Source organism: Micromonospora sp. NPDC047738 (assembly GCF_040642675.1).
Classification (GTDB): domain Bacteria; phylum Actinomycetota; class Actinomycetes; order Mycobacteriales; family Micromonosporaceae; genus Micromonospora.
In genome coordinates, this window is sequence record NZ_JBEYSO010000014.1 from 1 (window position 1) to 26,557 (window position 26,557).

The 26,557-nt window shown below is 73.5% G+C and carries 29 protein-coding genes and 1 pseudogene; 17 read left to right on the forward strand and 13 right to left on the reverse strand.

All coding sequences use genetic code 11. The features are described from left to right. Together ABZ783_RS21740 and ABZ783_RS21745 are read right to left on the reverse strand one after the other, a co-directional pair. A pseudogene (locus ABZ783_RS21740) lies at positions 1-527 on the reverse strand (glycosyltransferase family 1 protein); the annotation flags it as partial. Beyond that, the gene (locus ABZ783_RS21745; protein ID WP_357441425.1) at positions 524-2,131 is read right to left on the reverse strand and encodes an HAD-IIIA family hydrolase; all 1,608 of its coding nucleotides are present in this window, start codon (positions 2,129-2,131) and stop codon (positions 524-526) included. The pseudogene ABZ783_RS21740 and the gene ABZ783_RS21745, both read right to left, overlap by 4 nt. A 268-nt stretch (positions 2,132-2,399) precedes the next feature. On the opposite strand from ABZ783_RS21745, the gene ABZ783_RS21750 reads away from it, so the two are divergent. Both ABZ783_RS21750 and ABZ783_RS21755 read left to right on the forward strand, forming a co-directional pair. Next, positions 2,400-2,846, forward strand: coding sequence for an SRPBCC family protein (locus ABZ783_RS21750; protein WP_357441123.1), 447 nt, complete (start codon positions 2,400-2,402; stop codon positions 2,844-2,846). 160 nt (positions 2,847-3,006) lie between these two features. Next, positions 3,007-3,774: a polyprenol monophosphomannose synthase gene (locus ABZ783_RS21755; protein ID WP_357441126.1), complete on the forward strand. Its 768-nt coding sequence runs from the start codon at positions 3,007-3,009 to the stop codon at positions 3,772-3,774. 521 nt (positions 3,775-4,295) lie between these two features. Here ABZ783_RS21755 and ABZ783_RS21760 read toward each other — a convergent pair. Next, positions 4,296-5,900, reverse strand: coding sequence for an NAD(P)/FAD-dependent oxidoreductase (locus tag ABZ783_RS21760; RefSeq protein WP_357441129.1), 1,605 nt, complete (start codon positions 5,898-5,900; stop codon positions 4,296-4,298). Between the two features lie 72 nt (positions 5,901-5,972). On the opposite strand from ABZ783_RS21760, the gene ABZ783_RS21765 reads away from it, so the two are divergent. Beyond that, positions 5,973-7,406 carry an aldehyde dehydrogenase family protein gene (locus tag ABZ783_RS21765; protein ID WP_357441132.1) on the forward strand — a complete coding sequence of 478 codons (1,434 nt, stop codon included), beginning with the start codon at positions 5,973-5,975 and terminating at the stop codon, positions 7,404-7,406. Between the two features lie 54 nt (positions 7,407-7,460). Here the strand turns inward: ABZ783_RS21765 and ABZ783_RS21770 are convergent, their stop codons facing one another. Beyond that, a complete protein-coding gene (locus ABZ783_RS21770) occupies positions 7,461-7,880 on the reverse strand; it encodes a ChaB family protein (RefSeq protein ID WP_357441135.1) in 420 nt (139 codons plus the stop codon). A gap of 140 nt (positions 7,881-8,020) precedes the next feature. Between ABZ783_RS21770 and ABZ783_RS21775 the strand changes: the two genes are divergently transcribed. From ABZ783_RS21775 to ABZ783_RS21795, 5 genes are all read left to right on the forward strand, one after another. Beyond that, positions 8,021-8,998, forward strand: coding sequence for a YihY/virulence factor BrkB family protein (locus ABZ783_RS21775; RefSeq protein WP_357441138.1), 978 nt, complete (start codon positions 8,021-8,023; stop codon positions 8,996-8,998). A gap of 64 nt (positions 8,999-9,062) precedes the next feature. Then, a complete protein-coding gene (locus ABZ783_RS21780) occupies positions 9,063-9,479 on the forward strand; it encodes a DUF2795 domain-containing protein (RefSeq protein ID WP_357441141.1) in 417 nt (138 codons plus the stop codon). 55 nt (positions 9,480-9,534) lie between these two features. Next, entirely contained in the window at positions 9,535-9,996 is a 462-nt protein-coding gene (locus tag ABZ783_RS21785; protein ID WP_357441144.1) for an SRPBCC family protein, read from the forward strand. 120 nt (positions 9,997-10,116) lie between these two features. Then, on the forward strand, positions 10,117-10,377 hold the full coding sequence (locus tag ABZ783_RS21790; RefSeq protein ID WP_357441147.1) for a hypothetical protein: 261 nt from the start codon (positions 10,117-10,119) through the stop codon (positions 10,375-10,377). Between the two features lie 171 nt (positions 10,378-10,548). After that, positions 10,549-10,761 carry a hypothetical protein gene (locus tag ABZ783_RS21795; RefSeq protein WP_073839517.1) on the forward strand — a complete coding sequence of 71 codons (213 nt, stop codon included), beginning with the start codon at positions 10,549-10,551 and terminating at the stop codon, positions 10,759-10,761. Here ABZ783_RS21795 and ABZ783_RS21800 read toward each other — a convergent pair. Then, the gene (locus ABZ783_RS21800) at positions 10,758-11,207 is read right to left on the reverse strand and encodes a hypothetical protein (RefSeq protein ID WP_357441150.1); all 450 of its coding nucleotides are present in this window, start codon (positions 11,205-11,207) and stop codon (positions 10,758-10,760) included. The genes ABZ783_RS21795 and ABZ783_RS21800 overlap by 4 nt on opposite strands. Before the next feature lie 164 nt (positions 11,208-11,371). Here ABZ783_RS21800 and ABZ783_RS21805 point away from each other — a divergent pair, with 164 nt between their 5' ends. The 4 genes from ABZ783_RS21805 (at position 11,372) to ABZ783_RS21820 (ending at position 16,206) form a co-directional block, all read left to right on the forward strand. Continuing rightward, positions 11,372-11,734 (forward strand): DUF6401 family natural product biosynthesis protein, encoded by a 363-nt coding sequence (locus ABZ783_RS21805; protein WP_357441153.1) that lies wholly within the window; start codon positions 11,372-11,374, stop codon positions 11,732-11,734. Between the two features lie 135 nt (positions 11,735-11,869). Continuing rightward, positions 11,870-14,002: a SpoIIE family protein phosphatase gene (locus ABZ783_RS21810; RefSeq protein ID WP_357441156.1), complete on the forward strand. Its 2,133-nt coding sequence runs from the start codon at positions 11,870-11,872 to the stop codon at positions 14,000-14,002. A gap of 41 nt (positions 14,003-14,043) precedes the next feature. Continuing rightward, positions 14,044-14,721 carry an HAD family hydrolase gene (locus ABZ783_RS21815; RefSeq protein WP_357441159.1) on the forward strand — a complete coding sequence of 226 codons (678 nt, stop codon included), beginning with the start codon at positions 14,044-14,046 and terminating at the stop codon, positions 14,719-14,721. A 117-nt stretch (positions 14,722-14,838) separates the two neighbouring features. Next, positions 14,839-16,206: a cation:proton antiporter gene (locus tag ABZ783_RS21820; RefSeq protein WP_357441162.1), complete on the forward strand. Its 1,368-nt coding sequence runs from the start codon at positions 14,839-14,841 to the stop codon at positions 16,204-16,206. Between the two features lie 21 nt (positions 16,207-16,227). On the opposite strand, the gene ABZ783_RS21825 is transcribed toward ABZ783_RS21820, so the two are convergent. The 4 genes from ABZ783_RS21825 to ABZ783_RS21840 form a co-directional block, all read right to left on the reverse strand. After that, positions 16,228-17,175, reverse strand: coding sequence for an FAD-dependent oxidoreductase (locus ABZ783_RS21825; protein ID WP_357441427.1), 948 nt, complete (start codon positions 17,173-17,175; stop codon positions 16,228-16,230). A gap of 127 nt (positions 17,176-17,302) precedes the next feature. After that, positions 17,303-17,803 (reverse strand): YfcE family phosphodiesterase, encoded by a 501-nt coding sequence (locus ABZ783_RS21830; protein ID WP_357441165.1) that lies wholly within the window; start codon positions 17,801-17,803, stop codon positions 17,303-17,305. Between the two features lie 136 nt (positions 17,804-17,939). After that, a complete protein-coding gene (locus tag ABZ783_RS21835) occupies positions 17,940-18,719 on the reverse strand; it encodes a glucose 1-dehydrogenase (protein WP_357441168.1) in 780 nt (259 codons plus the stop codon). After that, the gene (locus ABZ783_RS21840) at positions 18,716-20,551 is read right to left on the reverse strand and encodes a glycoside hydrolase family 15 protein (RefSeq protein ID WP_357441171.1); all 1,836 of its coding nucleotides are present in this window, start codon (positions 20,549-20,551) and stop codon (positions 18,716-18,718) included. Before ABZ783_RS21840 ends, ABZ783_RS21835 begins: the two co-directional genes overlap by 4 nt. Positions 20,552-20,653: 102 nt before the next feature. On the opposite strand from ABZ783_RS21840, the gene ABZ783_RS21845 reads away from it, so the two are divergent. Beyond that, positions 20,654-21,241 carry a general stress protein gene (locus tag ABZ783_RS21845; RefSeq protein WP_357441174.1) on the forward strand — a complete coding sequence of 196 codons (588 nt, stop codon included), beginning with the start codon at positions 20,654-20,656 and terminating at the stop codon, positions 21,239-21,241. Between the two features lie 43 nt (positions 21,242-21,284). Here the strand turns inward: ABZ783_RS21845 and ABZ783_RS21850 are convergent, their stop codons facing one another. Then, a complete protein-coding gene (locus ABZ783_RS21850; protein WP_357441177.1) occupies positions 21,285-21,473 on the reverse strand; it encodes a hypothetical protein in 189 nt (62 codons plus the stop codon). Between the two features lie 142 nt (positions 21,474-21,615). Here ABZ783_RS21850 and ABZ783_RS21855 point away from each other — a divergent pair, with 142 nt between their 5' ends. After that, positions 21,616-21,921 (forward strand): hypothetical protein, encoded by a 306-nt coding sequence (locus tag ABZ783_RS21855; RefSeq protein WP_357441429.1) that lies wholly within the window; start codon positions 21,616-21,618, stop codon positions 21,919-21,921. A gap of 21 nt (positions 21,922-21,942) precedes the next feature. On the opposite strand, the gene ABZ783_RS21860 is transcribed toward ABZ783_RS21855, so the two are convergent. Then, positions 21,943-22,530 carry a DUF1684 domain-containing protein gene (locus ABZ783_RS21860; protein WP_357441179.1) on the reverse strand — a complete coding sequence of 196 codons (588 nt, stop codon included), beginning with the start codon at positions 22,528-22,530 and terminating at the stop codon, positions 21,943-21,945. A gap of 138 nt (positions 22,531-22,668) precedes the next feature. Here ABZ783_RS21860 and ABZ783_RS21865 point away from each other — a divergent pair, with 138 nt between their 5' ends. Next, entirely contained in the window at positions 22,669-23,151 is a 483-nt protein-coding gene (locus tag ABZ783_RS21865; protein WP_357441182.1) for a MarR family transcriptional regulator, read from the forward strand. A 10-nt stretch (positions 23,152-23,161) separates the two neighbouring features. Then, positions 23,162-24,148, forward strand: a complete 987-nt coding sequence (locus ABZ783_RS21870) for a pirin family protein (RefSeq protein ID WP_357441184.1) — start codon at positions 23,162-23,164, stop codon at positions 24,146-24,148. Positions 24,149-24,200: 52 nt separating this feature from the next. Here the strand turns inward: ABZ783_RS21870 and ABZ783_RS21875 are convergent, their stop codons facing one another. Further along, the gene (locus ABZ783_RS21875; RefSeq protein ID WP_357441187.1) at positions 24,201-24,329 is read right to left on the reverse strand and encodes a hypothetical protein; all 129 of its coding nucleotides are present in this window, start codon (positions 24,327-24,329) and stop codon (positions 24,201-24,203) included. Positions 24,330-24,610: 281 nt separating this feature from the next. Then, the gene (locus ABZ783_RS21880; RefSeq protein ID WP_357441190.1) at positions 24,611-25,351 is read right to left on the reverse strand and encodes a hypothetical protein; all 741 of its coding nucleotides are present in this window, start codon (positions 25,349-25,351) and stop codon (positions 24,611-24,613) included. Positions 25,352-25,695: 344 nt separating this feature from the next. Here ABZ783_RS21880 and ABZ783_RS21885 point away from each other — a divergent pair, with 344 nt between their 5' ends. After that, positions 25,696-26,517 carry a SigB/SigF/SigG family RNA polymerase sigma factor gene (locus ABZ783_RS21885; protein WP_357441193.1) on the forward strand — a complete coding sequence of 274 codons (822 nt, stop codon included), beginning with the start codon at positions 25,696-25,698 and terminating at the stop codon, positions 26,515-26,517. The last annotated feature ends 40 nt before the right edge of the window (positions 26,518-26,557 follow it).

Below are 26,557 nucleotides of genomic sequence, written 5' to 3' on the forward strand. Positions count from 1 at the left end.
CGGGGGAGCAGGTCGGTGCCGGTGACCCGCCAGCGGCGTACGGGTTCGTTGATGACCACGGCGAGGCGGTTCAGCTCGCCGGTCCATTCGACGGCTGGTGGGAGGACTCCGTGTTCGATGACGGTGGTGCGGGTGGCGCCGTTGTCCCAGAACAGTTCGTTGAAGTGGGTGACGTGGGCGATGCTCAGGTCGTCCCGGTCGGCCATCGGGTGGCGGGTGTTCGGCACGTCGCCCTTGGGGGTGTTGTGCTCGACATAGATCGCCGGCACGTCGCGGCCCACCCGGCGGCCCAGCCACTCGCAGGCCAGGTCGAATTCCTCGGGACGCTGGAGCAGCACCAGGTCCACCTCGGACCGGCGCAGCTGCTGGGGAGTCACCTCGACGGCGTTGTCCGGCCACGGGTAGGTCCGCGCCCGCCCGAGGCCGTACGGACCCCGGTCCGGGGTGACCGGCACCAGATAGCGGTGCTTGCCGTGGACGAACGATGTGGTCCACGACCCGTGCACGTGCCACACCAGGATGTTCATCCGACCACCCCGCCGGTTCGGGTGGCGACCGGGCCGGCGAGGACGGACTCCGGCGCGTCGGCGGGTACGCCGAGCAGCCGCAGCGCCTCCAGTACGCGCCCCGGCTCCACGGCGGACAGGCACGGGTGGCCGGGGACCGGGCAGCGGGTGGCCCGGGTGTCCCGACACGGCGCCCCGGCGTCGCCGAGCCGGACGGTCGGCACCCGGTACGGTCCCCACTGACCGAACGGGACGGTGGGGGCGAAGAGGCTGACCACGGGCACGCCGAGCGCGGCGGCCAGGTGCGCCGGCCCGGTGTTGCCGACCACCAGGGCGCCGGCCCGGGCGATGACAGCGGCCAGTTCGCCGAGTCCGGTACGCCCGCCCAGGTCCACGCCGCCGGCGGCGGCGACCCGCGCGGTCAGGTCCCGCTCGTCCGGGCCACCGGTCACCACCACCCGGTAGCCGGCGGCGCTGAGCACCCGGACGATCCGGGTGGCCAGCTCGGGCGGGCAGGCCCGGGTCTCCACGGAGGAGCCCGGGTGCAGCACGACATAGCCCGGCTCGCCGCCCCCGGCCGGGACGGGCGGCAGCCGGTCGGTACGCAGTCGTAGTCCCGGTTCGTCGTCGGTGGGGAGGGTGTATCCGGCGGCGGCGGCGAGGGAGAGGGCTCGTTCGGGTTCGGGTATGCCGGTGGGTACCCGGTGGCGGATGTCGAGCAGGGTGCCGGGGTAGTCGTCGCTGATGGCGCTGATGCGGGGTATGCCGGCGATGCGCAGGAGCAGGGCGAGGGGTAGGGGGGACTGGTGGAAGGAGGTGAAGATGATTGCCTCGTCGGCGTGGATGGTGGTGAGGCGGGTGGTGAGGTGGTGCATGTCCTGTGGGTCGACGGGTTGGGGGTTGCCGTCGATCCAGGGCAGTGGCCATTCGATGATCTCGTCGATGCCGGGTAGCAGGTCGGCGGCTGCGCGGCCGCGTGGCCCGCAGAGCAGTACGACGCGGTCCGCGCCGGCCGCGACCGCGCGGATGCCCGGGCCGGTGACCAGCACATCCCCGGCCGCGTCGCTCCGGGCCACCAGGACGGCGCCCCGCCGTGGCGGGGACCCGGGGGCGGCCACCAGCCGCACCCGGCGCAGGATCTCGGTCGCCGCCTCCGGCAGGTCGCGGGTGACCGTGGGCGCGGCAGCCACCTCAGCCGCCCGGGTGGCCGGGGTGGGGACCAGGATGCCGGCCGCGCCGGCCGCCGCGGCGGCGGTCATGTCGGCGCCGATGTCGCCGACCAGCACGCACCGGGTCGGCGTGGTGCCGAGCGCCCGGGCGGCGGCGTGCACCAGACCCGGCGCCGGCTTGCGGCAGACACAACCGTCCGGCTCGCCATGCGGGCAGATCTGCCAGCTGTCGAAGGGCCCGAGCAGCTCCTCCACCCGGGCGTTGACGGCGCGCATCTGCCGCTCGGTGAAGTAGCCCCGGGCCAGCCCGGACTGGTTGCTGACCACGGCCAGACGCAGCCCGGCCGCGCGCAACCGGTCCAGCGCCTCCCGCGCGCCGGGCACCGGGCGGACCTTCTCCGGGTCGCCGTTGTAGGGCACGTCCTCGACGAGCGTGCCGTCCCGATCCAGCAGCACCGCGTCGTACAGGCCGGACGGGAACCGGTCAGCACCCGGGTCAACCCGGGCTGACCTGCACTGATCCCGCTCGTGGTCCCGTCGCACGGGCGGCGGGTTCCCGACCCCCCGAGGAGTAAACATCAACTTCGGCGGAGCCGCCTCCGCCGGTGCTGCCACGGCCGGTGCGTCCCGCACTCCGCCGGCCCGGTCCGGCGATACCCGCCGCCACCGAGAAGCTAACCCGGAGTCGTCGTTAGCCGTGGCGGAGGCGGGGTACGGGGTTGGCGTGGCGTTTGTGGAGAAAGTGATCGACGCACCCCCGCAGCAGGTCTTCGCCGTGCTCGCCGACGGGTGGACGTACAGCGACTGGGTGGTCGGCACGGCGCACGTGCGGGGGGTGGACGACAGCTGGCCGCAGGTCGGCAGCCGGCTGCACCACCGGGTCGGGCCCTGGCCCTTCTCGCTGCAGGACTGCTCCCACGTGCTGGCCTGCGAACCGGCGCACCGGCTCGTGCTCCGCGCGAGGCTGTGGCCGGCGGGCGAGGCGATCGTCGACTTCACCCTGGAACCGCTCGACGGCGGCCGGACCCAGGTCCGCTTCCGCGAGGATTTCGCCGCCGGGCCGTTGCGCTGGGTCTGGACCGGGCTCAACGGCCTGGTCCTGCGTCAGCGCAACAAGGAGATGTTGAACCGGCTCTCCGACATCGCCACCAGGCAAAAGACGATGCGCTGACGCCACCCGCGGTGACCGCCGGTCGGCACGGTCGGTTCCGCCGGCCCGCAACCCCCGAAACGGCGTTTCCGGCCCGCCGAGCGGGCGTCTGTGCGGACCTGGCGCGGGCGACTGGCTACCCTCTCAGGTGAACCATGTCGGCCGACCGAGGATGTCCGTGATGATCGAACCCGTGCAGTTGCCCGCCCCGTGGCGCGACGCACGCCTGACCGTCGTCGTTCCCACCTACAACGAGGCGGGCAATCTCCCGGTGCTGGTCGAGCGGCTCCTCGCCCTGCCGCTGCCCGGATTGAAGGTGCTCGTCGCGGACGACAACTCACCGGACGGGACCGGCGAGGTGGCCGACAAACTGGCCATCGAGCACCCGGACCGGGTGCTCGTGGTGCACCGCCCGGGCAAGGAGGGACTCGGCCGGGCGTACGTGGACGGGATCGGGCGGGCGCTCGCCGGCGACGCCGAGTTCGTCGCGCAGATGGACGCGGACCTGTCGCACCCGCCGGAGGCCCTGCCCGGCATGCTCGGCGCGCTGCTCTCCACCCAGGCCAGCGTGGTCATCGGCTCCCGGTACGTGCCCGGCGGCGAGTTGGACGAGAACTGGCCGCTCTACCGGCGTGCGCTCAGCGGCTGGGCCAACCTCTACGTGCACACCCTGCTGCGGGTGCGGATCCGCGACCTGACCGCCGGCTTCAAGATCTGGCGGGCCGACGCGCTGCGGGACATCGGGCTGGACCGGGTGCAGTCCAACGGCTACAGCTTCCAGGTGGAGATGCACTACCTGGCCACCAAGCTGGGGCACACCATCCTGGAGGTGCCGATCCGCTTCGAGGAGCGCCGCGACGGCGCCTCGAAGATGACCACCGCCACCAAGATCGAGAGCGCGTTGATGCCGTTCATGCTGCGGGCCCGGCACCGCAACCTGCCGGACTGACGGCAGCGATCCACCATCTCCAGCCTCACGCTGCGTCATCGTGACGTAGCGTGAGGTCTCTGCCGCTGCCCTGCGGTGCCTGTCGCCCGCCTTTGCTCTGCAGCCATCCACGCAACACCGCGATGACCTGGGACATTGGATCAGCGACCACCGTCGCCCGACTTCGCGTCATGTACCGACCGTGACCGCTGCGTATCTGGCTGCAGAGCAAAGGCAACGCGCGGCATGGTGCCGGCGGGCCACATGGCTCACGCACCGTGACCGCGCGCCGTTGCCCGCACACCGCCGCGCCGTTGGCCCGCACACCGCCGCGCCGCTGCCCGCACACCGCCGCGCCGACGAACCGTCGCCGCCGGCAGGCCGAGTGCGCCGTGGGCGGCGAGCGCCACCCGCTTCCGGCCGCCGAACTTCGCGGCCACCGGCACGCTGAGCACGCACGGTGCGCGCCGAGCGTTCCGAACCCCGAGCACGCCGAGCGCCCGGACCGCCGAGCACGCCGAGCACACCGAGCACGGCGGGCGTCAGCGGTAGACCGCCCGGTGCGCCGCGCCGATCGCGCCCGCGTACAGGCCGCCGGTGAGCGCGCGGTCGCGCGCCAGGGCGGCCCGCGCGGCGTTCGCGCCGGGCGCGCCGTGTACGCCGCCGCCGGGATGCGCCGAGGCACTGGCCAGGAAGAGCCGGTCCACCGGAGTGTCCGCGCGCCCCAGGCCGGGGATCGGCCGCAGGAACAGCTGCTGGTACGCGGCCGCGGTGCCGCCGGCGAGCGCGCCGCCGACCAGGCTGGGGTCGCCCGCCTCCAGCTCGGCCGGGCCGGCCACGTGCCGCCCGACGATCAGCGAGCGGAACCCGGGTGCGGCATCCTCCAGCACCCCCTCCATCCGCGCCACCTGTGCGGCGAGTTCCTCGCCCCGCCAGTCGTGCCGGAACGGCAGGTGGGTGTAGGACCACAGCGACTCGGTACCCGGCGGGGAGTGGCTCGGGTCGGCCACCGACATCTGCCCGACCAGCAGGAACGGGTCCCGGGGCACCTCGCCGCGGACCAGCGCCGCCGAGTACGTGGTGAGCCCGTTCAGGTCGGCGCCGAGGTGCACCGTGCCGGCGCCGGCCACCGCCCGGTTGCGCCAGGGCACCGGCGCGGACAGCGCCCAGTCGACTTTGAGTGTGGAGCCGTCCCACCGGAAGTGGGCCAGGTCCTCGACGAGGCGGGGCGGCAGCGCGGCCGGGCCCACCAGGTCCAGGTAGAGCGCCGGGGCGGGCACGTCCGCGAGCACCGCTCGCCGGGCCCGCCAGCTGGCGCCGCCGACCGTGCGGACACCCATGGCCCGCCCCCGGGCGGTGAGCACCCGGTCGACCCGGGCGCCGTAGTCGATCCGGCCGCCCCGTTCGACCAGCCGGGCCACCAGCGCGTCGGTGATCTTCTGGGCGCCGCCGACCGGCACCGGCCAGCCGACCTGCTGGCCGAGCATGGCGAGCAGCCACCCGTACACCCCGGAGCCGGCCTCGTCCGGCGACAGGTCGGTGTGCAGCGCGCAGCCGGCGAGCAGTACCGGCCCGCCCTCGCCGGCGAAGAGCTCGTCGCCGAGCCTGCGGACCGGTACGACGAGCCGCCGGGCCAGCCGCAACGCGCCCGACAGGTGGAGCCGGCGCAGCAGGGTCAGCCCGCCACGGACCGGCGGAAAGGGGCTGGTGATGACGCCGAGCATCGGCTCGGCCACCTCGCACCAGGCCGCGTAGGCCTGCCGCCAGCTGTCCCCGTCGCCGGGGGCGAACGCCGCCAGCGAGGCCGCGGTCACGTCCAGGTCCCGGTTGACCACCGCCGCCCGGCCGTCCGGCAGCAGATGGGCCAGCACGTCCGGGGCGTGCGTCCAGGCCAGCCCGTACCGGTCGAGGCCGAGCCGGCGCAGCACCGGGGAGGCGTAGCCGAGCGGATAGAACGAGCTGTAGAGGTCGCTGAGGTAGCCGGGGGCGGTGACCTGGGCCGAGCGGATCGCTCCGCCCGGCGCCTGGGTGGCCTCCAGCACCAGGACGTCCCAGCCCGCGTCGGCGAGCAGGTTGGCGGCCACCAGACCGTTGTGGCCGGCGCCGATGACGACAGCGTCCGCGCTCTGCGCGCCGGGCGGGCTCATCCGATCCGCCTACCCGGCCGGTTACCGGGCAAAACGCGTTTGCCTCGGCCGGGTCGGGGCATCCACCGCCGCATGTACACGGTTTCGCAACTCATAGGTGGAGTGTGGGGCGCGGGTGGTGAGGGGGGCGAACTGGTCGTACGTGATCCGGCCGACGACTCCCCGGTGGCCACCGTGCCGGTGGCGACGGCGGACGAGGTGGCGAAGGCGGTCGAGGCCGCCCGGGGCGTGGCGGCGGACTGGGCGGTGATCGACCCGGCGGACCGGGCGGCGGCGCTGCACCGGGCGGCGGACGCGGTCGAGGCCGCCGCGGAGGAGCTGGCCCAGGCCACCACGGCCGAGATGGGCAAGCCGCTGGACGACGCCCGCGGCGGCGTGGCGGCCGGCATCGGCACCCTGCGCCAGTACGCGGAGCTCGGCCCGCTGCGCGGCGGGCGGACGCTGCACGGCGGGCACGGCGCCCTCGACTTCATGACCCCCGAACCGCGCGGCGTGGTCGCCGCGATCACCCCCTGGAACGACCCGGTCGCGGTCTCCTGCGGCCTGCTCGGCGCGGCGCTGGTGACCGGGAACGTCGTGCTCTACAAGCCCAGCGAGCGCACCCCGGCCACCGGCTGGCTGCTGGCGCGGGCCCTCGACGCCGCGCTGCCGGCCGGGGTGCTGTCCCTGCTCACCGGCGGGGCCGACGTGGGCGCGGCGCTGGCCGGCCAGGACGTGGACGTGGTGGCCCACGTCGGGTCCACCGCCACCGGCCGGGCGATCGCCGCCGCCGGCGCCCGCACCGGCGCCAAGGTGCTGCTGGAGAACGGCGGCAGCGACCCGCTGGTGATCGACAATGGGGTGGATCCGGTCTGGGCGGCCGATCAGGCCGCGCTGGGCTGCTTCGCGAACGCCGGGCAGATCTGCGTCGCCGTGGAACGCATCTACGTGCACCGGGACGTGGCCGAGGACTTCGTCGACGCGCTGATCCAGCGGGCGGAGGCGCTGACCGTGGGCCCCGGCCGGGAACCCGGTACGCAGCTCGGGCCGCTGGTGGACCGGCGGCACCGGGACCACGTGCACGGGCAGGTCACCGCGGCGGTGGCCGAGGGGGCGCGGCTCCGCACCGGCGGAGAGCTCCCGGACGGCCCGGGGGCGTTCTACCCGGCCACGGTGGTGTCGGACTGCCGGCACGAGATGGTTCTGGTGCGGGAGGAGACGTTCGGCCCGGTCGCCCCGGTGGTCGTGGTCGACTCGTTCAGCGAGGGGCTGCGCTGCGCCGCCGACTCGCCGTACGGACTGGCCGCCACGGTGCTGACCGGCTCGATGAGCCACGCCCACCGGGCCTGGCGGGAGCTGCCGGTGGGCACCGTCAAGGTGAACGCGGTCTTCGGGGGCGCGCCGGGCGGCGCCGCGCAGCCGCGCCGCGGCAGCGGCCAGGGCTTCGGGTACGGCCCGGAACTGTTGGACGAGTTCAGCACGGTGAAGACGGTGCACATCGAGGCGCCGGGCGGCGGCCACTGGTGACCGACCTGGAAAGGGTGGCTGTCCGAGGGACAGCCACCCTTTCCGGTGGTGCGGTCAGCGGCCGCGGGACTTGGCGCTCTCGCGGGCCTTGGTGGTCTCGCGGGCGTTCGCCTTCTGGATCGCCTTGACCAGTTCCGGCTTGGTCATCCGGGACCGGCCGGGCACCTCCAGCTTCTTGGCGACCTCCATGAGGTGCTCCTTGGGCGCGTTGGCGTCCACTCCGGCGGCGGTGGGTGCCCGCCGCGCCGGGCCACCTCCGGCGGCCTGGCGGTCGCTCGGGCCCTTGCGTCCCTTGGGCTCCCAGTGGTCGCCGACCTTCTCGAACTCGTGCTTCACCGCGGCGAACGCGGTGCGATGCGCCCGCTGTCCCTCGCCGTACGTCTCCACGGCCGAGTCGTGCGTCTTCTCCCAGGTCCGCTGCGCCTTCGCCGGGGAGCGCCGCAGCGTGCTGGGCAGTACCTCGCGCCCGGGCATCTCGTCCTCCTCCGTCTCGATGGGTTCCTATGACCGTTCCCCCGCGTTCCGGCCGCAAACCGCCACCCGGTTTGTCGATTTCCGCGCCGGGGTACCGCCGGGCCACGCGCGACGGGCGCGCCCGGGTCGAGGAGGCGGTCATGGCGGCGACGACGGAGCGGGCGGTCCCGGCCCGGAAGCGGGCCCGGATGCCCCGCCGGGTACGCCAGCTGAGCTGGGCGACCTGGTGCGGGGTGCTGGTCCGCAGCGGGCGGAACTTCGTCCAGGACAACTGCGCCGACTGGGCCGCGGCGTTGACGTACTACGGAGTGCTGGCGCTCTTCCCCGCGGCCGTCGTGGTGGTCGCCCTGGTCGGGCTGGTTTCCGACGGCGAGCGGACCGTCGACACGGTGATCGGCCTGGCGCGGGAGATCGGCGCCGGGTCGGTGGTCGGCAACGACGGCTTCGTCAGCGTGGTCCGCAGCGTGGTGGAGCAGCAGGGCTCGGCGAAGGTGCTGCTCAGCTTCGGTCTGCTCGGCGCACTCTGGTCGGCGTCCGGGTTCATCGGCGCGTTCACCCGGGCGTCCAACGCCGTCTACGGCGTCGCGGAGGGGCGGCCGTTCTACCGGCTGCGCCCGCTGCAGATCGGCCTGGCCGGGTTGTCGCTGGTGCTGCTCGCGGTGGTCGCCACCGGGCTGATCGTCAGCGGCCCGGTCACCGACGCGGTCGGCGACCGGCTGCACGCCGGCGGCCTGACCCGCACGGTGTGGACGGTGGCGAAGTGGCCGCTGCTCGCCCTGGTGGCGATGACCCTGCTGTCGCTGCTGTTCTGGATCGCCCCGAACGTCCGGCAGCCCCGGTTCCGCTGGCTCACCCCGGGCGGCGCCCTCGCCCTGCTGGCCTGGGTGCTCGCCTCCGCCGGCTTCGGCCTCTACGTCGCCAACTTCGGCTCGTACGACGTCACGTACGGCAGCCTCGGCGCGGTCATCGCCTTCCTGGTCTGGCTCTACCTGTCCAACTGCGCCCTGCTGCTGGGCGTGCAGGTCAACGCGGAGCTGCAGCGCGGCCGGGTGCTGCAGACCGGCGCCACCGACCCGGGCGAGCCGGTGCTGCCGCCCCGCGCGCCGGCCGATTCGTGACCGGATGACCGGCTCTGCCGACCACCCCGGTTTACCGGCGGTCCCCTCGGGCATGTCTGTCGGCATGGAACGTGGCAGCAGCAAGCACTCACCCAGGGTCGACGACAACATGAGCCAGGACGTCAGCGGCCTCATCCAGGGTCCGGGGGCCGGTGGCTCGCGCGTCGAGGAGTCCCGCCAGCCGGAGCCGGCGGGTGAGGACCAGCCGGAGCCGAAGACGCTCACGGCCGGCGCGAGCCGCGGCGGCAACCCGCAGGGGATGAGCATGGACGATGTCGAGGCGCGCAGCCGCCTCGGCCGGTTCATCACCATGAGCGCGCTGCCTGGGGACCGCGACGCGCTGGTGGCCAACGCGCGGGAGAACCAGGCGCCGGCGGACATCGTGGCCGCCCTGGAACGCCTGCCTGACGACACGCGTTACCAGACGATTTCCGAGGTGTGGGCCGCACTCGGGCACAAGAACGAGACGACGCGCTGGTGAGCGGATCGGCCCACGTTCCGTGCGACGACACCGGCGGGAACAGGAGGATTCGACGATGAGCGGCGTGATGGAACACGTGGACGTTTCCGTTCCGATCCGCACCGCCTACGACCAGTGGACGCAGTTCGAGGAGTTTCCGCACTTCATGGAGGGCGTCCAGGAGGTCCGGCAGCTCTCCGACACGCTGACGCACTGGACGGTCGAGATCGGCGGCGTGAAGCGCGAGTTCGACGCCGAGATCACCGAGCAGTTGCCGGACGAGCGGGTGGCCTGGCGGTCCACCGGGGGCACCCAGCAGGCCGGCGTGGTGACCTTCCACCGCCTCGACGAGGGGAACACGCGGGTCACCTTGCAGATGGAGTTCGAGCCGCACGGCGTGGTCGAGCAGGCCGGCGCCAAGCTCGGCGCGGTGGACCGCCGGGCCAGGGGCGACCTGGAGCGGTTCAAGCAGTTCATCGAGCGGCGCGGCCAGGAGACCGGCGCCTGGCGCGGCACGGTCGAGCGACCCACCCCCTGACGTCGCGCTCCCCGGACACGACAGCTCCGATGGCCGCCGGTACGTTCCGGCGGCCATCGCCGTGCCCGCCGCCCGCCACCCGGGCCGTTTGCGATCACCGGGTCCGGGTACCGCTGGAGAATGACCGAAAAAGACAGGCACGTGTGGCGCGACGAGGATCGCACCTCCCTGCACGAACTGGACCGGGCGATCGCCCGGTCGACCGTCGACGGGCAGGCCGACGACGTCACCGGCAACGACGCCGGCGAGGAGTCCGCGTTCGGCCACGGGCCCGAGGCGGTGGACCGGGGTGCCGGCCCGGAGGCCGAGCGCCAGGAGATGACCGACGCCGACCGGGCGTACCGGCCGTCGACCACCGGCCGGACCGGCCCCGACGCGTGAGCCCGCCTCCGGGCGTCGCGAGGCGCCCGGAGGCCGACCCGTGCGGCGATGACGCGCGGTTCGCCCGAAACGACAAGAAGTGAGGTACGGACGGTCGGAAAAACGGACAGCCCATCCAGAATCGGCCGAACGGGGGACGGCGATCTTCCCGTCCCACGTAAGACTTTTCGGATGCAACAGGGCACCGGCTTCCTCACCACCCGTCAGCGTCGCTTGGCCTGGCTGGGCTTCCTGCTCGTCGCCGCCCAGGCGCCCGTCGCCGCCAAACTGGTGGCCGACAGCTCGTGGCTGTTCAGCCTCGTGGTGGCGCTCATGGTGGCGACCGTGATCATCGCCGACGACGCCATGCGGCGCCGGCCGGCGGACGCCCGCTCGTCCGACTAGCCGTCCGCGCCGGGCCGCGCCTCGTGACCCGGCCGCCCCCGGGTGCGCCGGCGTTCCTTCATCTCCGCCTCGTAGAGGTGCCGCCGGCCGCCGACCAACTCGTCGCGGGCCCGGCGGTCCAGCTCCCGGAACAGCGCGTAGTACCCGTCGTCGAAGTCCTCGACGAGCTGGAAGGTCCAGCGCCCGGCGATCACGTTGCGGCCGAGCAGGTCCTGCTCGATCCGGTCGGCGATCCCGTCGTGACCGGCGGACCGGAACAGCGCCACCGCGTCGTCCAGCATCAGGTCGGCGTGGCCGATCAGCTGGTGCACCGAGTAGAAGTGCCCCCGGGCCCGCTCCACGCACTCCAGGGCCTCGCTGAGCTTGCCGAGCGCCTCGACCGTGGTGTCACTCACGCCCGCCGGCCGCCGGTGCGCCTCGTCCGGTCCGTCCGCCTGCTGTGCCAATTCCAGCTCCTCCACGGGTCCGCCGCACGGTTCGCCCCTTTCCCATCTGCCCCCTAGCGGTCGGCTCAATCCCGGCGGGCGGGACCGGACCGCGCCCGGTGGACCCCGGCATCGGCCGGTCGGCCGAGGCCGCCGCGCTCGCCGCGCGGTTAGCCTCGGTCACCATGCGCGTGCCGAACAACCGGGTGGTGTCCCGCTCCGCGGCGGAATCCGCGCGGTCCACCCTCGTCAGGCTCACCGCCTCCGTCGGCGCCACGGGGCTCACCGCGGCCGCCGCCAACCCCGGCCTGCTCGCCGCGGTCGACCAGCACGCCGCCGCCGTACGCGACAGCCTGCAGGGCGACAGTCGGGCGCTGACCGTGGCCGCGCTGGCCGGGTACGCCGAGGGGGTCCTCGCCGCGGCGCTGGAGCACGGCTGGCGGCCACCGGTCGAGCCGATCGACTGGGCGCAGCCGGACTGGCTGCTCACCCGCCTGCTCGCCGTCTGTGCCCTGGCCCGCTCGCTGGACCCCCGGCACCTGGCCTGAGACACGGCGGAGCCGCCCTCCCCCGTCTTGGCCTGTGGCTCTGACCTGCGCGAGCCTCCGTACCGGGCGATTCGGCGACCCGGCCCGCCGCGCGTGATCGAAACCGGTACGACACTCTCCGGATAGGCTGCGGTCATGCCAGGCACGGTCGGGCGGGTTCCCACGCCATCAGCCCCCACCTCGGGGGCGCCCATGGGCTCGGGCGCCGCCGCGTCCCCCGCCGGGGCGGCGCACTCATGGGCCGGCATGCCGCTCGGCGCACCCGAGCAGTGGGACCCGGCCGTCCGCGCGGTGGTCGACCTCGTGCTCGCCTCGCCCGTGCCGATGGCCCTGCTCTACGGCGAGGACCTGGTCCTGCTCTACAACGAGGGGTACGCCGAACTGATCGGCGCGCGGCATCCGGAGGCGCTCGGGCGGCCGGCGGCGGAGGTGTTCGCCGACATCTGGCACGAACCGGACGCCGGGGAGGTGATCGGGCGGGCGTACCGGCAGGGCGAGCCGTTCCTGGAACGGGAGGCCGTGCTGCCGGTCGACCGGCACCGGGCCGGGGCCGCCGAGCCACCGGTGTTCACCCGCGGCTATTCGCCCGTCCGGGACAGCGCCGGCCAGATCATCGGCGTGCTCAGCGTGGCCGCGCAGACCACCCACGTCACCCAGCAGTTGCAGAGCCTCAGCGACTTCGCCGCCGCGCTCTCCGGCACCCTCACCCTGGACGACGTCGCCCGGGTCACCCTCCGCTACTGCCTCGACTCGTTCGACGCCGACCGGGTCTCCTTCATGGTCGACGACGGGTCGGCCTGGCGGATGGTCCGCCGGGTCCGCGGCGAGTTGCTGGACGAGGCCGACGAGCGGCTGCCGCCGCTGTGGCGCCGGATACCGGCCGAGTCGCCCGTCCCGATCGTGGTGACGTCCCGCAGTGGCGTGCCCGTGTTCACCACCGACGGGCAGCCGCTGCGGGACACCGCGGCTGACCGGCACGACCAGAAGATCCGGTCGCTCGCTTCGCTGCCGCTGCGCTCGGCGGTGATCCGCGGCGCGGTCACCGTGGGCTACCAGTCCCCGCACCCCTGGTCGCCGGCGGAGCGCGCGCTGCTCGCCGCGTCTGCGGAGCTGGTCGGCCAGGCCGCCGAGCGGGCCCGCCGCTTCGAGACCCAGCACGGCACGGCCCAGCTGCTCCAACGCAGCATGCTCCCCGAGCAGCTACCGGACCTGCCCCGGCTGCGGATCGCCGCGCGGTACGACCCCGGCGTGGACGGCAACGCCGCCGGGGGTGACTTCTACGACGCGTTCCTGCTGCCCAGCGGCGCGCTCGGGGTGGTCCTCGGCGACGTGGCCGGACACGACGTGCAGGCCGCCGCCCGGATGGGGCAGGTCCGCGCCGCGCTGCGCGCGCTGGCGCTCACCGACCCGCGGCCGGACGCCGTGCTCGCCGGCCTGGACCGGCTCGTTGCCAGCCTGGGCGCCGAGCGCGGGACGCAGGAGCTGTTCGTCACCGTAGTGTTCGGGGTCATCGACACCGACCGGGAACGGATCACCCTGGCCAGCGCCGGCCATCCCGCCCCGCTGATCCGGCGCTGCCCGCCGGTGGGCGGTCCGGCGGCCGAGTACGTCGAGGTACCTCCCAGCCCGCCGCTGGGGCTGGGCCACCAGTCGGGGACGGCCACCGTGGCGTTCCACCCCGGCGACACCCTGCTGCTGTACAGCGACGGGGTGGTGGAGCGGCGCGGTCAGGACCTCGGTGCCGGGCTGGCCGGGCTGGCCGCGGCGGTGACGGCGGCGACCAGCGGTGACCCCCGGGCGCTCTGCGCGGTGGCCACCGCCGCCGTGCCCGGCACGACGGAGGACGACGTGGCGGTGCTCGCCGTGGAGCACGCGGTCAAGCCGAGCCGCTCGGCCAGCATGGCGGTGCCGGCGGAGCCGACCGCGCCGAGCCGGGTCCGGCACTGGTTGACCGCCCAGCTCGTCGAGTGGCAGGTGCCCGAGTCGGTGGTCGGCGCCGCCGTGCTCTGCACGAGCGAGCTGACCACGAACGCCCTGCTGCACGCCGGGACCGCCGCCCGGGTGGAGATCGACCTGACCGCGGAACGGCTGCTGGTCTCGGTGGCCGACTCGGGCACCCGGGGTCAGGTGACGCGGGCCCAGACCGACACCCTGAGCAGCCGGGGGCGCGGGCTGGGGCTGATCGAGGAGCTGAGCGACGCCTGGGGCACCGACCCGACGGTGCGCGGGTCCACCGTCTGGTTCGAGATCCTTATTCCCGCGACCTGAGTCGCGCGTCGGCGACGGCGCGGGCGGGTAGGAGGGGAGCCATGCCGAGCGACAACCGCCGAGGTGTCCTCTTCGACGTGGACGGCACCCTGGTCGACACCACGTACCTGCACACGGTGAGCTGGTGGGAGGCGCTGCGACAGGCGGGCCACCGGGTACCGTTGGCCACCATCCACCGGTCCATCGGCATGGGCTCGGACAAGCTCCTCGACCACCTGCTCGGGCCGGAGCGCGACCGGGACGCCGACGGCAAGCTGCGCGACGGGCACGACGTCAGCTACGCCGAGTACTGGGAGCGGCTGACACCGCTGCCACGGGCGGTGGACCTGCTGCGCGCCTGCGCGGCGCGCGGGCTGCGGGTGGTGCTGGCCACCTCGGCGGCCGAACCCGAGGTGGCCGCGCTGAGGGCCGCGCTCGACGCGGACGACGTGATCGACACCGTCACGTCCTCGGCCGACGCGCGGGAGAGCAAGCCGGCTCCGGACATCCTGGTCGCCGCACTGGACCAGTCCGGGCTGGCCGCCGAACGCGTGGTGTTCGTCGGCGACTCGGTCTGGGACGTCGTGGCGGCCGGCCGCCTGGGCATCCCCTGTATCGGCCTGACCTGCGGCGGCACCAGCCGGGCGGAGCTGGCGGCGGCCGGCGCGGTGGCGGTGTACGACGACCCGGCGGCGCTGCTCGACGGGCTCGGTGAGAGCACCCTCGCGGCCCTGGGCTGAGACCGGCGGGACGGTGGCGGGTCGCACCCGGGACAAGCCGGACCCGGAGGCATGGCGGACCGGATTACGGGGCACTGGTGACCACCTGGCCGCCGCGGGCGGCGGGAGGGTGGTGCCGTGGAACCGGTGGATGTCGCGATCGCGCTGCTGGGCGCCGGTGCGCTGCTCGCGGGGGTGCTGCCGCGGGTCCTGGAACGCCGGCCGCTGTCCATGCCGATCGCCTTCCTCGGGCTCGGCATGCTGGTGTTCCTCCTGCCCACCGGGCTGCCGACGCCGGACCCGCTGCGCTGGCCGGAGGTAACCACCCACCTCACCGAGATCGGCGTGATCGTGGCGCTGATGGGCGCCGGACTGAAAATCGACCGGCCGCTGAGCCCGGTCCGCTGGGCGTCGACTTGGCGACTGCTGGCGATCGCCATGCCGTTGTGCATCGCGGCGGTGGCGCTGCTCGGCTGGTGGTGGGCGGGCCTGGTGCCGGCGGCGGCGCTGCTGCTGGGCGCCGTGCTCGCCCCGACCGACCCGGTGCTCGCCGCCGATGTGCAGGTGGGCGAGCCGACCGACGTGGAGGATTCCGAGGACGAGGTCCGCTTCGCCCTCACCTGCGAGGCCGGGCTGAATGACGGCCTGGCCTTTCCCTTCGTGTACGCGGCCATCGCCATCGCCACCACCAGCCTCGCCCCGGCGGACTGGCTGGCCCGCTGGTTCACCGTGCACGTGCTCTATCAGATCGCTGTCGGGTTCGCCGGTGGGCTGCTGATCGGCTGGCTGCTCGGCAAGCTCTTCTTCCGGGCGCCGAGCCAGCTGCGGCTCGCCCGGCACGCCGAGGGCTTCCTGGTGCTGGCCGCCACCTTCCTGGCGTACGGGCTGGTGGAGGTGGCCGGCGGATACGGCTTCCTGGCCGTGTTCGTGGCCGCCCGGGCGATCCGGGCCGCCGAGCGGACCCACGAGTTCCACTCCGTGTTGCACGACTTCGCCGAGCAGGTCGAGCGCCTGCTGACCGTGCTGTTGTTGCTGCTCTTCGGCGGTGCGGTGGTCGGCGGCCTGCTCGCCCCGCTGACCTGGCCGGCGGCCGTGGTCGGGCTGGCCCTGCTCCTCGTGATCCGGCCGCTGTCCGGGTGGCTGTCGCTGCGCGGCGCCCCCGGCCGGCCGGCCGAGCACTGGGTGATCGCCCTGTTCGGCATCCGCGGCGTCGGCTCGTTCTACTACCTGGCCTACGCGACCAGCCAGATCGACTTCCCGCAGGCCGAGCTGCTCTGGGCGACGGTCGGCCTGGTGGTGATCGTCTCGGTGGTGGGGCACGGCATCGCGGCCACCCCGGTCATGCAGCTGCTCGACCGGGCGGGCGAACGGAGCCACGACGCCGCGGCGCGCGACCGCGCGCCCGAACCCACGCTGGACGGCGTCCCCGCTGGCCGGGGGCTGCCAGCAACTTCGGGGAGGTTGCCGCCTCAGCGCGCCGGGACGCAGCAACCTCCCCGGAGGTAGGCGGATCTTGACCGGGCCCGGTCAGCGGCGGTCGGTGCGCAGCCGGGTCGCGAGCGCTCGGCCGAGGTCGCGGCCGGAGCGCCAGGCGCTCTGCACCCGGGGCCGCCCGAACGCGTCCCCGGCAACGCCGATCCCGTCGTCGTCCAGGTGGTAGGCGCCGTCACCGCCGTCGGTGGGGGTGGCGTACGTCCAGCGGTGCACGTGCACCAGCTCGGCCGGCTCGGGCAGGCCGAGCAGGTCGCGGACCGCCTCCTCGATCGACGGGCCGGCGGCGGTGGGCTGCAGCAGGTGCGCCGCGGCGAACTCGGGGGTGGTGTGCGCGACCAGCACCGGCGCGGCGTCGCCCCGCCGGTCGCCGTCGTCGCAGACCAGACGCAGCAGCGGGTGGCCGTTGACGAAGGCGCCCCGAAAGTCGGGCCAGCGGCGGGCCGGGAAGCGCAGCACCGCGGCCAGCGCCGACGACCAGCGCTGCGCGGCCACCGCCCGGGTCGCCGCCGCGAGTGCGGGGTCGAGCAGCAGGGCTGCCTGTGGGCCCGGCATGGCCAGCACCGCCGCCTCGCACGCCCGGCCGTCCACCCGCGGCCCCGGTGCCACGGTCATCACCAGCCGGTCGTGCACCACGGTGAGGTCCCGGGCCAGGTGTTCGACCAGCGAGCGCAGCCCGTGCGGGGCCGCCCAGCGCACCGGCCCGGCGACCTCGCACCGCCCCTCTGGGCCGTACGCGATCAGGGTGTCGGTCCACGGCCGGATCAGGCCGGCGGCCCGCCAGCCGTCGACGACGTCGGCGAAGTCCGGGTCGTCGACGGTGAGGTACGCAGCCCCCAGGTCGGCGGGGCGGCCGTCGAAGCGTTTGCTGGCCATCCGCCCGCCGGTGACCCGGGCCCGCTCGCGGACCTCCACCGGAATGCCGGCCCGAGTCAGCTCGTTCGCGCAGGCCACCCCGGCGATGCCCGCGCCGACCACCACCACACCCGCCCGGTCCGCCGCCACCGCATGATCGTAAGCGGCGGGCGGCGTGCCGGCCTCCGGACCGGAGGGCTGGCCGAGGCGCCATCCCGGCGGATCGACGAGCTCCCCCGGTCGCGGCCGGTGCGAGTCAGCGCGGGGGCAGGCGGTGCAGCTCCACCCGGTCGAGCCGCCCCGCCGCCACCCGCGCGGTCAGGTACGTCGCGTACGGCTGGGCCCGACGGTCGGTGGGTGAGCCGGGGTTGAGCAGGCGCAGTCCGTTCGGGGCGACGCTGTCCCACGGGATGTGGGAGTGCCCGAAGACGAGCAGGTCGCAGTCGGGGTAGGCGGCCGCGCAGCGCTCCTCCCGGCGGGTCTTCGGCCCGGTCTCGTGCACCACCGCCACCCGCAGCCCGGCCAGTTCGACCCGGGCCACCTCGGGCAGCCGGGCCCGCAGCGGCGGCCCGTCGTTGTTGCCGTAGACGCCGATCAGTCGGCGGGCCCGGGCCGCCATCGCGTCCAGCAGCGACACGTCCACCCAGTCCCCCGCGTGCAGCACCACGTCGGCGGCGTCGATCGCCGCCCAGAGCGTCGACGGCAGATCCCGCGCCCGCTTAGGCACATGCGTATCCGCGGTAACCACCAACTCCACCCCCCGATCCTCCCCCACCCCGCCCGTCTCCGCGTCGATCATGAGGTTGGCGGCACTCGGGGAGATCCACTCCGCCGCCAACCTCATGATCGCCGGCGCGGGCGGGGCGACGGGCGGGGCGGGGCGGCGGACGGGGTCAGGCGCCCTGGCCCTGGTTCTGCATGAGGCCACCGTCGATGAAGTACGTCGACCCGGTCACGTAGTCGGCGTCGTCGCTGGCCAGGAAGACCGCCACCTTGGCGATCTCCTCCGGCTTCGCGGCCCGCTTCCAGGGGATGCTCTGCACCTGTTCCTCCAGGTACTTCGGGTCGTCGATGGCCCGCTGGTTGAACGGGGTGAGCACCATCCCGGGGCCGATGTTGTTGACGTTCATGTGCATCGGCGCCACCTCGAGGGCCAGGCTCTTGGCCAGTTCCAGCATGCCGCCCTTGCTGGCGTCGTAGTCGGAGCCGCCGGCCCGGGCCACCTCCTGGTGGATCGAGGTGATGTTGATGATCTTCCCGTGCCCGCCCTGGTCACGCCGGTGCCGGACGAACCGGCGGCAGCAGAAGAACATCCCGTACAGGTTGGTCCGGATGCACCGGTCCCAGGTCTCGGTGTCCAGGTCCGCAACCGGAATGCCGGAGGCGTCGACGCCCGCGTCGTTCATCAACACGTCCAGGGTGTCGAACTCGGCCAGCGCCTCTTCAAACATCGCCTCCACCTGGTGCTCCACGCTGATGTCGCCCTGCACCACCACGGCCCGCCGGCCGGCCTTCTCGATCTCCGCCTTGGTGTGGTTCGCCCCGGCGTGGTCGTGGAGATAGTGCACCACCACGTCGGCGCCCTCCCGGCCGAACTCGATGGCGGTGGCCTGGCCGATGCCCGAGTCCGAGCCGGTGATCAGGGCGGTCTTGCCCGCCAGTCGTCCCGTCATCCGCGTGCTCCCTCCGTGGTCGCCGTACCGGTCGGCACGGCCTCCCGCTCGAACCGTTCGGCGGCCTCGGTGATGTGGCCCGCGGCGTTGATCAGGCCGATGTGCGAGAAGGCCTGCGGGAAGTTGCCGAGCTGCTCGCCGGTGGCCTGGTCGATCTGCTCGGCGTACAGGCCGAGGTCGTTGAGCCGGGCGGCGAGCTGCTCGAACAGCCGCCGCGCCCGGTCCAGCTCGCCGGCCTCGGCGAGGCAGCTGACCAGCCAGAACGAGCAGATCACGAAGCCCGCCGGGTCGGTGTCCCAGCGCCGCAGCAGGCCATCCCGGGAGAGCCGGCGCTCCACCGCGTCCATCGTCGACCGCATCCGCGGGTCGTCGGCCGGCAGGAAACCGACCAGCGGCATGATCAGCACGGAGGCGTCCAACTCGTCCGAGTCGAACGCCCCGGTGTACGCGCCGAGCCGGTCGTTCCAGCCCCGGGTAAGCACCGCCTGGCGCACCTCGTCCCGGGCCGCCGCCCAGCGGGCCACGTCGGCGTCGTCGCCAATCCGCCGCCCGAAGCGGACCGCCCGGTCCAGCGCGGTCCAGCACTGCACCTTGGACGACAGGTAGTGCCGCTCGGCGTCGCGCGCCTCCCACATCCCGGCGTCCGGCCGGTGCCAGTCCCGGACCGCTCGGACCGCCAGGGCGTGCAGCAACTGGCGGACCTCGGGGGACATCGGGTCCAGGTAGTGCCGCATCAACCAGGCGGCGTCGAGGATCTCGCCGAGCACGTCCGTCTGCCGCTGCCGCCACGCGTCGTTCCCGATGAAGACCGGCCGACTGCCGGCGTATCCGGAGAGATGGTCCAACTGGTGTTCGGTGAGGTCCCGCTCCCCGTGCACGCCGTACATGATCGGCACCGGCTCGTCGCCGATCCGGCCCATGGCCCGGGACACCCAGGCGAACTGCCGGTTGGCCTCGTCCGGACAGGCGGCCCGCCAGAGCGCCTGGAGGGTGAGGCTGAAGTCGCGTACCCAGACGAAGCGGTAGTCGTAGTTGCGGTCACCGCCCAACTCCTCGGGGAGCGAGGTGGTGGCCGCGGCGACCACCGCGCCGCTGGGCTGGTAGATCATCCCCTGCACCACTATCGCGCTGCGCTGCACCTGCTCGCGATACTCGCCCTGGTACTGGTCGCGATGCAGGTCGGCCCAGGACCGCCACCCGGCGACCGTGTCGGCCACCACCCGGTCGGCGTCGGGCACGTCGGGTGGACGGCCGGAGTAGGTGTCGGCGTGGCCGAGCGTGAAATGGTGGCGGCTGCCGGCACGAGCGGTGAACCGCCCGGTGGCCTCACCGTCCCCGAGGTCCAGCGGAACGTTGGCCCGCAGGTTCAACCGGCAGGTGCCGGCGGTGGCCTGGATCTGCCCGTCGGATTCGGTGAGGTACGCGCTGACCCGCCCGTACTCGAAGCGGGGCTGGTACTGCACCCGCATCGGGACCTCGCCGGTGAGTCCCTCGACCAGCCGCGCGAGAACACGCGGTGAACGCAGTCCGATCTCGTGGCCGCACGCCCCGGACTCCAGCGCCAACGCGTCGGTCACCGCCACGGAGCCGGTCCGGGTGGTGAAGACGGTACGCAGCACGAGCGTGTCGTCCAGGTAGGACCGTTCCGTGGTGAAGTCGTCCTCGGGGCGAATGGTCCAGTGCCCGGCGCGGTCGTCCAGCAGCCGCCCGAAGACGGAGGGCCCGTCGAAGCGCGGTGGGCACCACCAGTTGACCGCACCGGCCCGGTCGACCAGTGCCGCGCTGAGACCGTCCGCCAGGAACCCGTGCTCGGCTATCCGCCCGCTCTCCACGACCCTGCCTACCCGGCTGGACCGGCGGCATGTGCGGCGACGGCCCCGGCGTTACCGCCCGTCATGGGTGGGAAACCGGGCGGTCGACGAAGGAGGACGCTCATGACCAGACCCTCGACTCCGTCCCCCGCCTGGCGGCCCGGGATGCCGGGCGGCTCCAACCTCCCGTCCGGCCCGGGCGGACAACCGGCCGCGCCGAGCGGGGACGGCCACGGGCCGGAGCCGGGTCCGCCGACCGTCACGATCGGCACGTACCCGGACTATCCGTCCGCCCAGCGCGTGGTGGACTATCTGGCCGACAACCGGTTCCCGGTGGAACACGCGGCGATCATCGGCACCAACCTCACCCTGGTGGAGACGGTGATGGGCCGGATGACCACGGGCCGGGCCGCGCTGATCGGCGCGGGGACCGGCGCCTGGTTCGGGCTCTTCATCGGCCTGCTGTTCGGCATCTTCACCGCCGGGAACTGGCTCGCGGTGATCGTGGTCGGGTTGGTGATCGGCGCGATCTGGGGTGCCGTGTTCGGCGCGGTGGTCCACGCGATGACCGGGGGCCAGCGGGACTTCACCTCGGCCAGTTCGCTGCGCGCCAGCCAGTACGCCGTGACCGTGCACGCCGACCTGGCCGACCAGGCCCGACAGTTGCTCGGCCGGATGCACCTGACGCCGACCGGCGCGACCGCCCGTTAGCCGACCGGCACCAGCCGAGAGGGCCCCGCGCGGGGCCCTCTCCTCAGTCTGTCGACAGATCCGGCCGGTGCTCCCGGATCCACTGCTCCACGTCCGACTTCCGCCACACCTTGCCCATCGCCAAAACGGCGACCGGCTCGGGGAAGTTCCGCTGGTTGGCGATCACCGAGGCGCGCTGCCGGGAGACACCGCCGAGCATCACCCGGATCTCCGACACGCCGACAAGCTCCACATGTTGACGATGACAGCGGCGATGTGCCTAGACGACGACAACTACGCAGGCCGTTGACGTAGTCAACACCTTGCATCACCATGAGCAGGTGACCGTCCCCCTGCACGACCGCCAGCGTCGGGCCGTGCGCCCGCACCTGCCCATGCGGCCCCGGTGGCTGTGCCGGATCTGCGCCGCACCCTGGCCGTGCCAGCCAGCCCGGCTGTTGCTGCTGATGGAGTACCGGCGGGATCGGGTGGCCCTCTCGGTCTACCTGGCGGGCCTGCTCTTCGACGCCACCGGAGACCTGGTGAAGCTCAACCCGAATGCCACCCCGTCCCCGGCGGAACTCTTCGACCGCTTCCTCGCCTGGGCCGCCCCCGAAACCCGCAACCGCCGCCAGGTTGATCATGAGGTTAGCGGCACTCCTAGAGATCAAACTCCCCGCCAACCTCATGATCACCGCTAGAAATGGACAGCGGGCCAGGTCTCAGGGGCGGTACGCCAGTTCGCCTGCCCGGATCGGGACGTCGAGGCGGTTCTCCGGCGGGGCGAGGGGGCAGGCCCAGCGGTCGTCGTACGCACAGCTCGGGTTGTAGAGGTAGTTGGCGTCGAGGCGGACCCGCCCGCCGGGCAGCACGGTCAGGCCGCGCCCGAAGGTGCCCTTCACCGTGTCGGTCAGGTAGCGCCCACCGCCGTAGGTCTCGGCGCCGCAGGTGGCGTCGCGCAGGGGCGCGAACAGCCCGCCCCCGTACGCCTCGATCCACCACACGGTGAGCGGGCCCCACGGGGTCTCGGCCACCGCGACCCGGCGGTACCGGACGACCCCGTCGGGCCCGCCGGTGTCGATGGTCTCCGCGCCTGAGGCGGGCCGCAGCGGCGCCTCGACCACGGCCGCCGGATCGGGCGGAAACCAGCGCAGCCCGGGGAAGCCGGCCCGGTCGGCGGCCGGCAGCGGGCTGCACGGGTGCGAGCGGAACAGGTCGTCGCGGGCGGCCCGGAACCCGGCCAGGTCCAGGTCGGAGAGGTAGAGCCGGGCCACCCGCTCCCGCCAGTCGAGCAGGTCGAGATCATCCACCCCCCGACCCTAGCCCGGGCAGCGGCGTTCGGATCTGTTTCAAATTCCAAACTCCTTCCCAGCACCACTCGCTGTCGCGCCGCTCACACGCACTCCACGGCACTTGTTTAAATTTGAAGTAGTGCTACTCTCGTAGCCGTGACCGAGAGCCTGAGCCCCGAGCGGATGAACGCCTGGCGCGCCTACATCGAGGCGAGCCAGCGGCTCTTCACCCAGCTCGAGGACGACCTGCGCGCCGACAGCGAGCTGAGCTTCGCCGACTACCACGTGCTGGTCCTACTCTCCGAGGCGCCGGGGCAGCGGCTGCGGATGGGCGAGCTGGCCAGCCGGTTGGTGTTCTCGCCGAGCCGGCTGACGTACCAGATCTCCTCGATGCAGAAGCGCGGCCTGGTCGCCCGGCAGTCCTGCCCGGAGGACCGACGCGGCAGCGAGGCCGTGCTGACCGCGGCCGGCCTGCTGGCGCTGCGCGGGGCCGCGCCGGACCACCTGCGTTCCGTGCGCACCCACCTGATCGACGACCTCGACGACGCCGAGGTCGCCTGCCTCACCCGGGTCTTCGAGCGGCTCGGCCGGCGCCTGCGCGCCGACCGCGACGCGTCGTCCACCCCGGCCGACAAGTAAGGAGCCCGCGATGCCCGCCATCACCGTCGACGACGTCCTCGTCCTGCCTCGCCTGCCGCGGCTGGACGAGTCCACCACATTCCGTCCGGTCCGCCGGCTGACCACCGCCCCGAGCGGGTACGAGGGCGAGGGCTTCCCGGTCCGCCGGGCCTTCGCCGGCGTGCCGCTGACCGAACTGGACCCGTTCATCCACCTCGACCAGATGGGCGAGGTCGACTACGCACCGGGCGAGCCGAAAGGGACCGCCTGGCACCCGCACCGCGGCTTCGAGACGGTGACCTACATGATCGACGGGATCATGGACCACCAGGACTCGCAGGGCGGCGGCGGGACCATCACCGACGGCGACACCCAGTGGATGACGGCCGGCAGCGGCCTGCTTCACATCGAGGCGCCACCGGAGCACCTGGTGATGAGCGGCGGCCTCTTCCACGGCCTCCAGCTCTGGGTCAACCTGCCTCGGGTGGCGAAGATGAACCCGCCGCGCTACCAGGACATCCGCGGCCGGGAATCGGCGCTGCTGACCACGCCCGACGGCGGCGCGCTGATCCGGGTGATCGCCGGGGAGATCGCCGGGCACAAGGGCCCGGGCTCGACCCACACCCCGATCACCATCGCGCACGTGACGCTGCAGCCCGGCGCGGAGCTGAGCCTGCCCTGGCGGCCGGACTTCAACGCGCTGGTCTACGTGCTGGCCGGCCGGGGCACGGTGGGCAGCGACCGCCGCCCGATCCACCTCGGCCAGCTCGCGGTGCACGGCCCGGGCGACGCGCTGCGGGTCACCGCCGACGCGAAGCAGGACGGCAACACCCCGGCCCTGGAGCTCTACATCATGGGCGGGCAGCCGATCCGGGAGCCGGTCGCGCACTACGGCCCGTTCGTGATGAACACCCGGGACGAGCTGGTCCAGGCATTCGAGGACTTCCAGGCCGGCCGGCTCGGCGTGATCCCGGCCGGGCGGATGCCGCACACCGACGGCGAGGGCTCCCGGCCCTGACGGATCCGCGCCGCACGGGCGTCCCGGGGCAACCCGGGGCGCCCGCCGGCGCTCAGGAGACGGCGAAGATGCCGGCCACGCCGAGGATCACCATCACCAAGACCGCCACCAGCGCACCCCGCTCCCCCTCCACCGCCGGCGCGCGGTGCTCGGTCACGGTGTTCGTCGTCTCGGCGGACATGGTGCGGCCTCCTCCGTGGGGCGGTACAGGGTCGCGGCGGGACCCACGGGAGGGGCGGCCGACCAGGGGCGGTCAGCGCGCGGGGCCGTCTCGGGGGGCCTACCGTGAGGTCGGGGTCGACCTCGGGAGGCTGGAACGTGGCGCTGCGGGACTGGTTCCTCACCGCACCGGAACGCGCCAACCCGGGATCTGTGTTACCCGTCTGGACGAGCGGAAACCTCGCCGAGCCGCTCATTCACGGCGCTGCCCACTTTGATCGGCTGGTCCGCGAGGCGGCCACGCTAAAGGCCGGTGACCACCTGTTCTTCACCGACTGGCACCGGCCGGAGGCCGGTGGCGGCCGGCGGCTGGTCCAGCGCGACCGGCAGCGCCGGGTACGCGAACGACACCCGGGGCGAGTACAGGCCGCCGCAGATGGTGAGCGGGTTGGCCGGGCGTAACGGATAGACCGGGTGTGCCGGGACGAGGAACTCCACCGACTCGACCTCGAACGGGGTCACCGGTTCGGCCACGTACGGGAATTCGGCGCTGAGCAGCCCGCCGCCCCAGGCGGTCAGGTAGCGGTGGTGCCCGCTGAACACCTGGCAGCCGGTGTCGCCGACGCGGGCGATCGTGCGGATGAGCGCAGCCCCATCCGCGTGGGTCTCCGCGGTCAACTGCTCGCCCCGCAGGTCGAGCCGGGTCTCCCCGGGTGTGGCCGGGACGCCCCGGGCGGCGGCGTAGTCGCGGACCCGGGGGCTGGAGGCGAAGTAGTGAATCCACAGGCCGCCGGGGGTGTCCCCCGCGGCCGGCGGCTCGATGCCGTCAAGCGCGACGCCGAGGTAGGTGAGGGAGTACGCGCCGAGGCCGGAGGTCTGCGCCGCGTCGTCCACCACGTACTGACAGAAGAACACCTGGCGGTCGGGGCTCGGACACACCCCGGCGGGCAGTACCGCCGCGACCGCGTCGGGGTCCGCCGGGAGCCAGCTGAACTGCAGCATCCGGGCGTTGAGGACGAGTTGCGGAGCGGCGGGGTCGAGCACGGGGTGCCTCCGTATACGGCTACCCCGTGACGCTACGGGCGGTCTCGTCAGCGGGACAACGACCGAAAGTCGGCAATGCGAGCTGATTGTCGGCTTCTCCATTGACCCATCGGTTGAGCTGCACTGACGAAGCGGACACCCGAAACGGACTCGGACTGCGGGCCGCCGCCGGCCCGCTATGTCCGGTGCCGCCGGATAGGATAATCAAAATCCCATAAGCACATCGTACTTTCGGCTAGATTTCTTCCGGACGATCGGGTTACGGTGGCTCCCGAACGTACGAACTGAAGCTGAACCCATGCGTCACGCCTTTCCTCCGCGGACGAGGTGCAGGGAGGACCACCATGACCGCGCACACGATCAGCGAGCAGGCGACCACACCGTCCACCACCGGAAAGCTCGACCCGGGCGCGCTCACCGACAGCGCCGCCGACCTGCTCAACGCGATGGCGGCGCTGCCCGTCAACCACCCGTCGCGCCCCGCGCTGCGCGACCGGGCGATCGAGGCCTGGCTGCCGCTCGCAAACCACCTCGCCCACCGCTACAGCGGTCGGGGCGAGCCCACCGACGACCTGGCGCAGACCGCCGCCGTCGGGCTGATCAAGGCGATCGACAAGTTCGACCCCTCCCGGGGCGTCGACTTCGCCGGCTACGCCATCCCGACCATCATCGGCGAGCTCAAGCGGCACTTCCGCGACCGGACCTGGGACATCCGGGTGCCCCGGCGCCTCCAGGAGCTGCGGCTGGCCATCTCCGACGCCAACAGCGCGCTGCTGCAGACCCTCGGCCGCTCGCCGACGGTCGCCGACATCGCCGCCCACCTCAACCTCACCGAGGAAGAGGTGCTGGAGGGCCTGGAAGGCGCCCGCGCCTACAACGCGGTGTCGCTGTCCACCCCGACCGGCGACGGCGACCGGGCCACCGAGCTGGGCGACATGCTCGGTGGCGAGGACGGCGAATTCGAGCTGGCCGAGCTGCGGGTCGCCCTGGGCCCGGCGCTCGCCACGCTCGACGAGCGGGAGCAGAAGATCCTCACCCTGCGGTTCTACGGCAACCTGACCCAGTCCCAGATCGCCGAGCAGATCGGCGTGTCACAGATGCACGTGTCCCGGCTGCTGGCCCGGGCGCTGACGAGGCTGCGCGGGCAGCTCGACGGAGCGTACTGACGGGGTGGACGACGGTGGTCGGGCCGGCGGGCCCGACCAC

Bases quoted from the DNA above. Each gene is read 5' to 3' on its own strand.
- ABZ783_RS21760 (WP_357441129.1), bottom strand. From the start codon at position 5,900: ATGAGCCCGCCCGGCGCGCAGAGCGCGGACGCTGTCGTCATCGGCGCC.
- ABZ783_RS21805 (WP_357441153.1), top strand. From the start codon at position 11,372: ATGCGCGTGCCGAACAACCGGGTGGTGTCCCGCTCCGCGGCGGAATCC.
- ABZ783_RS21870 (WP_357441184.1), top strand. From the start codon at position 23,162: ATGCCCGCCATCACCGTCGACGACGTCCTCGTCCTGCCTCGCCTGCCG.
- ABZ783_RS21775 (WP_357441138.1), top strand. From the start codon at position 8,021: ATGGCGGCGACGACGGAGCGGGCGGTCCCGGCCCGGAAGCGGGCCCGG.
- ABZ783_RS21835 (WP_357441168.1), bottom strand. From the start codon at position 18,719: ATGACGGGACGACTGGCGGGCAAGACCGCCCTGATCACCGGCTCGGAC.
- ABZ783_RS21855 (WP_357441429.1), top strand. From the start codon at position 21,616: ATGCGGCCCCGGTGGCTGTGCCGGATCTGCGCCGCACCCTGGCCGTGC.
- ABZ783_RS21810 (WP_357441156.1), top strand. From the start codon at position 11,870: ATGCCAGGCACGGTCGGGCGGGTTCCCACGCCATCAGCCCCCACCTCG.
- ABZ783_RS21875 (WP_357441187.1), bottom strand. From the start codon at position 24,329: ATGTCCGCCGAGACGACGAACACCGTGACCGAGCACCGCGCGCCGGCG.
- ABZ783_RS21790 (WP_357441147.1), top strand. From the start codon at position 10,117: ATGACCGAAAAAGACAGGCACGTGTGGCGCGACGAGGATCGCACCTCC.
- ABZ783_RS21885 (WP_357441193.1), top strand. From the start codon at position 25,696: ATGACCGCGCACACGATCAGCGAGCAGGCGACCACACCGTCCACCACC.
- ABZ783_RS21795 (WP_073839517.1), top strand. From the start codon at position 10,549: ATGCAACAGGGCACCGGCTTCCTCACCACCCGTCAGCGTCGCTTGGCC.
- ABZ783_RS21755 (WP_357441126.1), top strand. From the start codon at position 3,007: ATGATCGAACCCGTGCAGTTGCCCGCCCCGTGGCGCGACGCACGCCTG.
- ABZ783_RS21765 (WP_357441132.1), top strand. From the start codon at position 5,973: ATGTACACGGTTTCGCAACTCATAGGTGGAGTGTGGGGCGCGGGTGGT.
- ABZ783_RS21785 (WP_357441144.1), top strand. From the start codon at position 9,535: ATGAGCGGCGTGATGGAACACGTGGACGTTTCCGTTCCGATCCGCACC.
- ABZ783_RS21815 (WP_357441159.1), top strand. From the start codon at position 14,044: ATGCCGAGCGACAACCGCCGAGGTGTCCTCTTCGACGTGGACGGCACC.
- ABZ783_RS21780 (WP_357441141.1), top strand. From the start codon at position 9,063: ATGGAACGTGGCAGCAGCAAGCACTCACCCAGGGTCGACGACAACATG.
- ABZ783_RS21845 (WP_357441174.1), top strand. From the start codon at position 20,654: ATGACCAGACCCTCGACTCCGTCCCCCGCCTGGCGGCCCGGGATGCCG.
- ABZ783_RS21770 (WP_357441135.1), bottom strand. From the start codon at position 7,880: ATGCCCGGGCGCGAGGTACTGCCCAGCACGCTGCGGCGCTCCCCGGCG.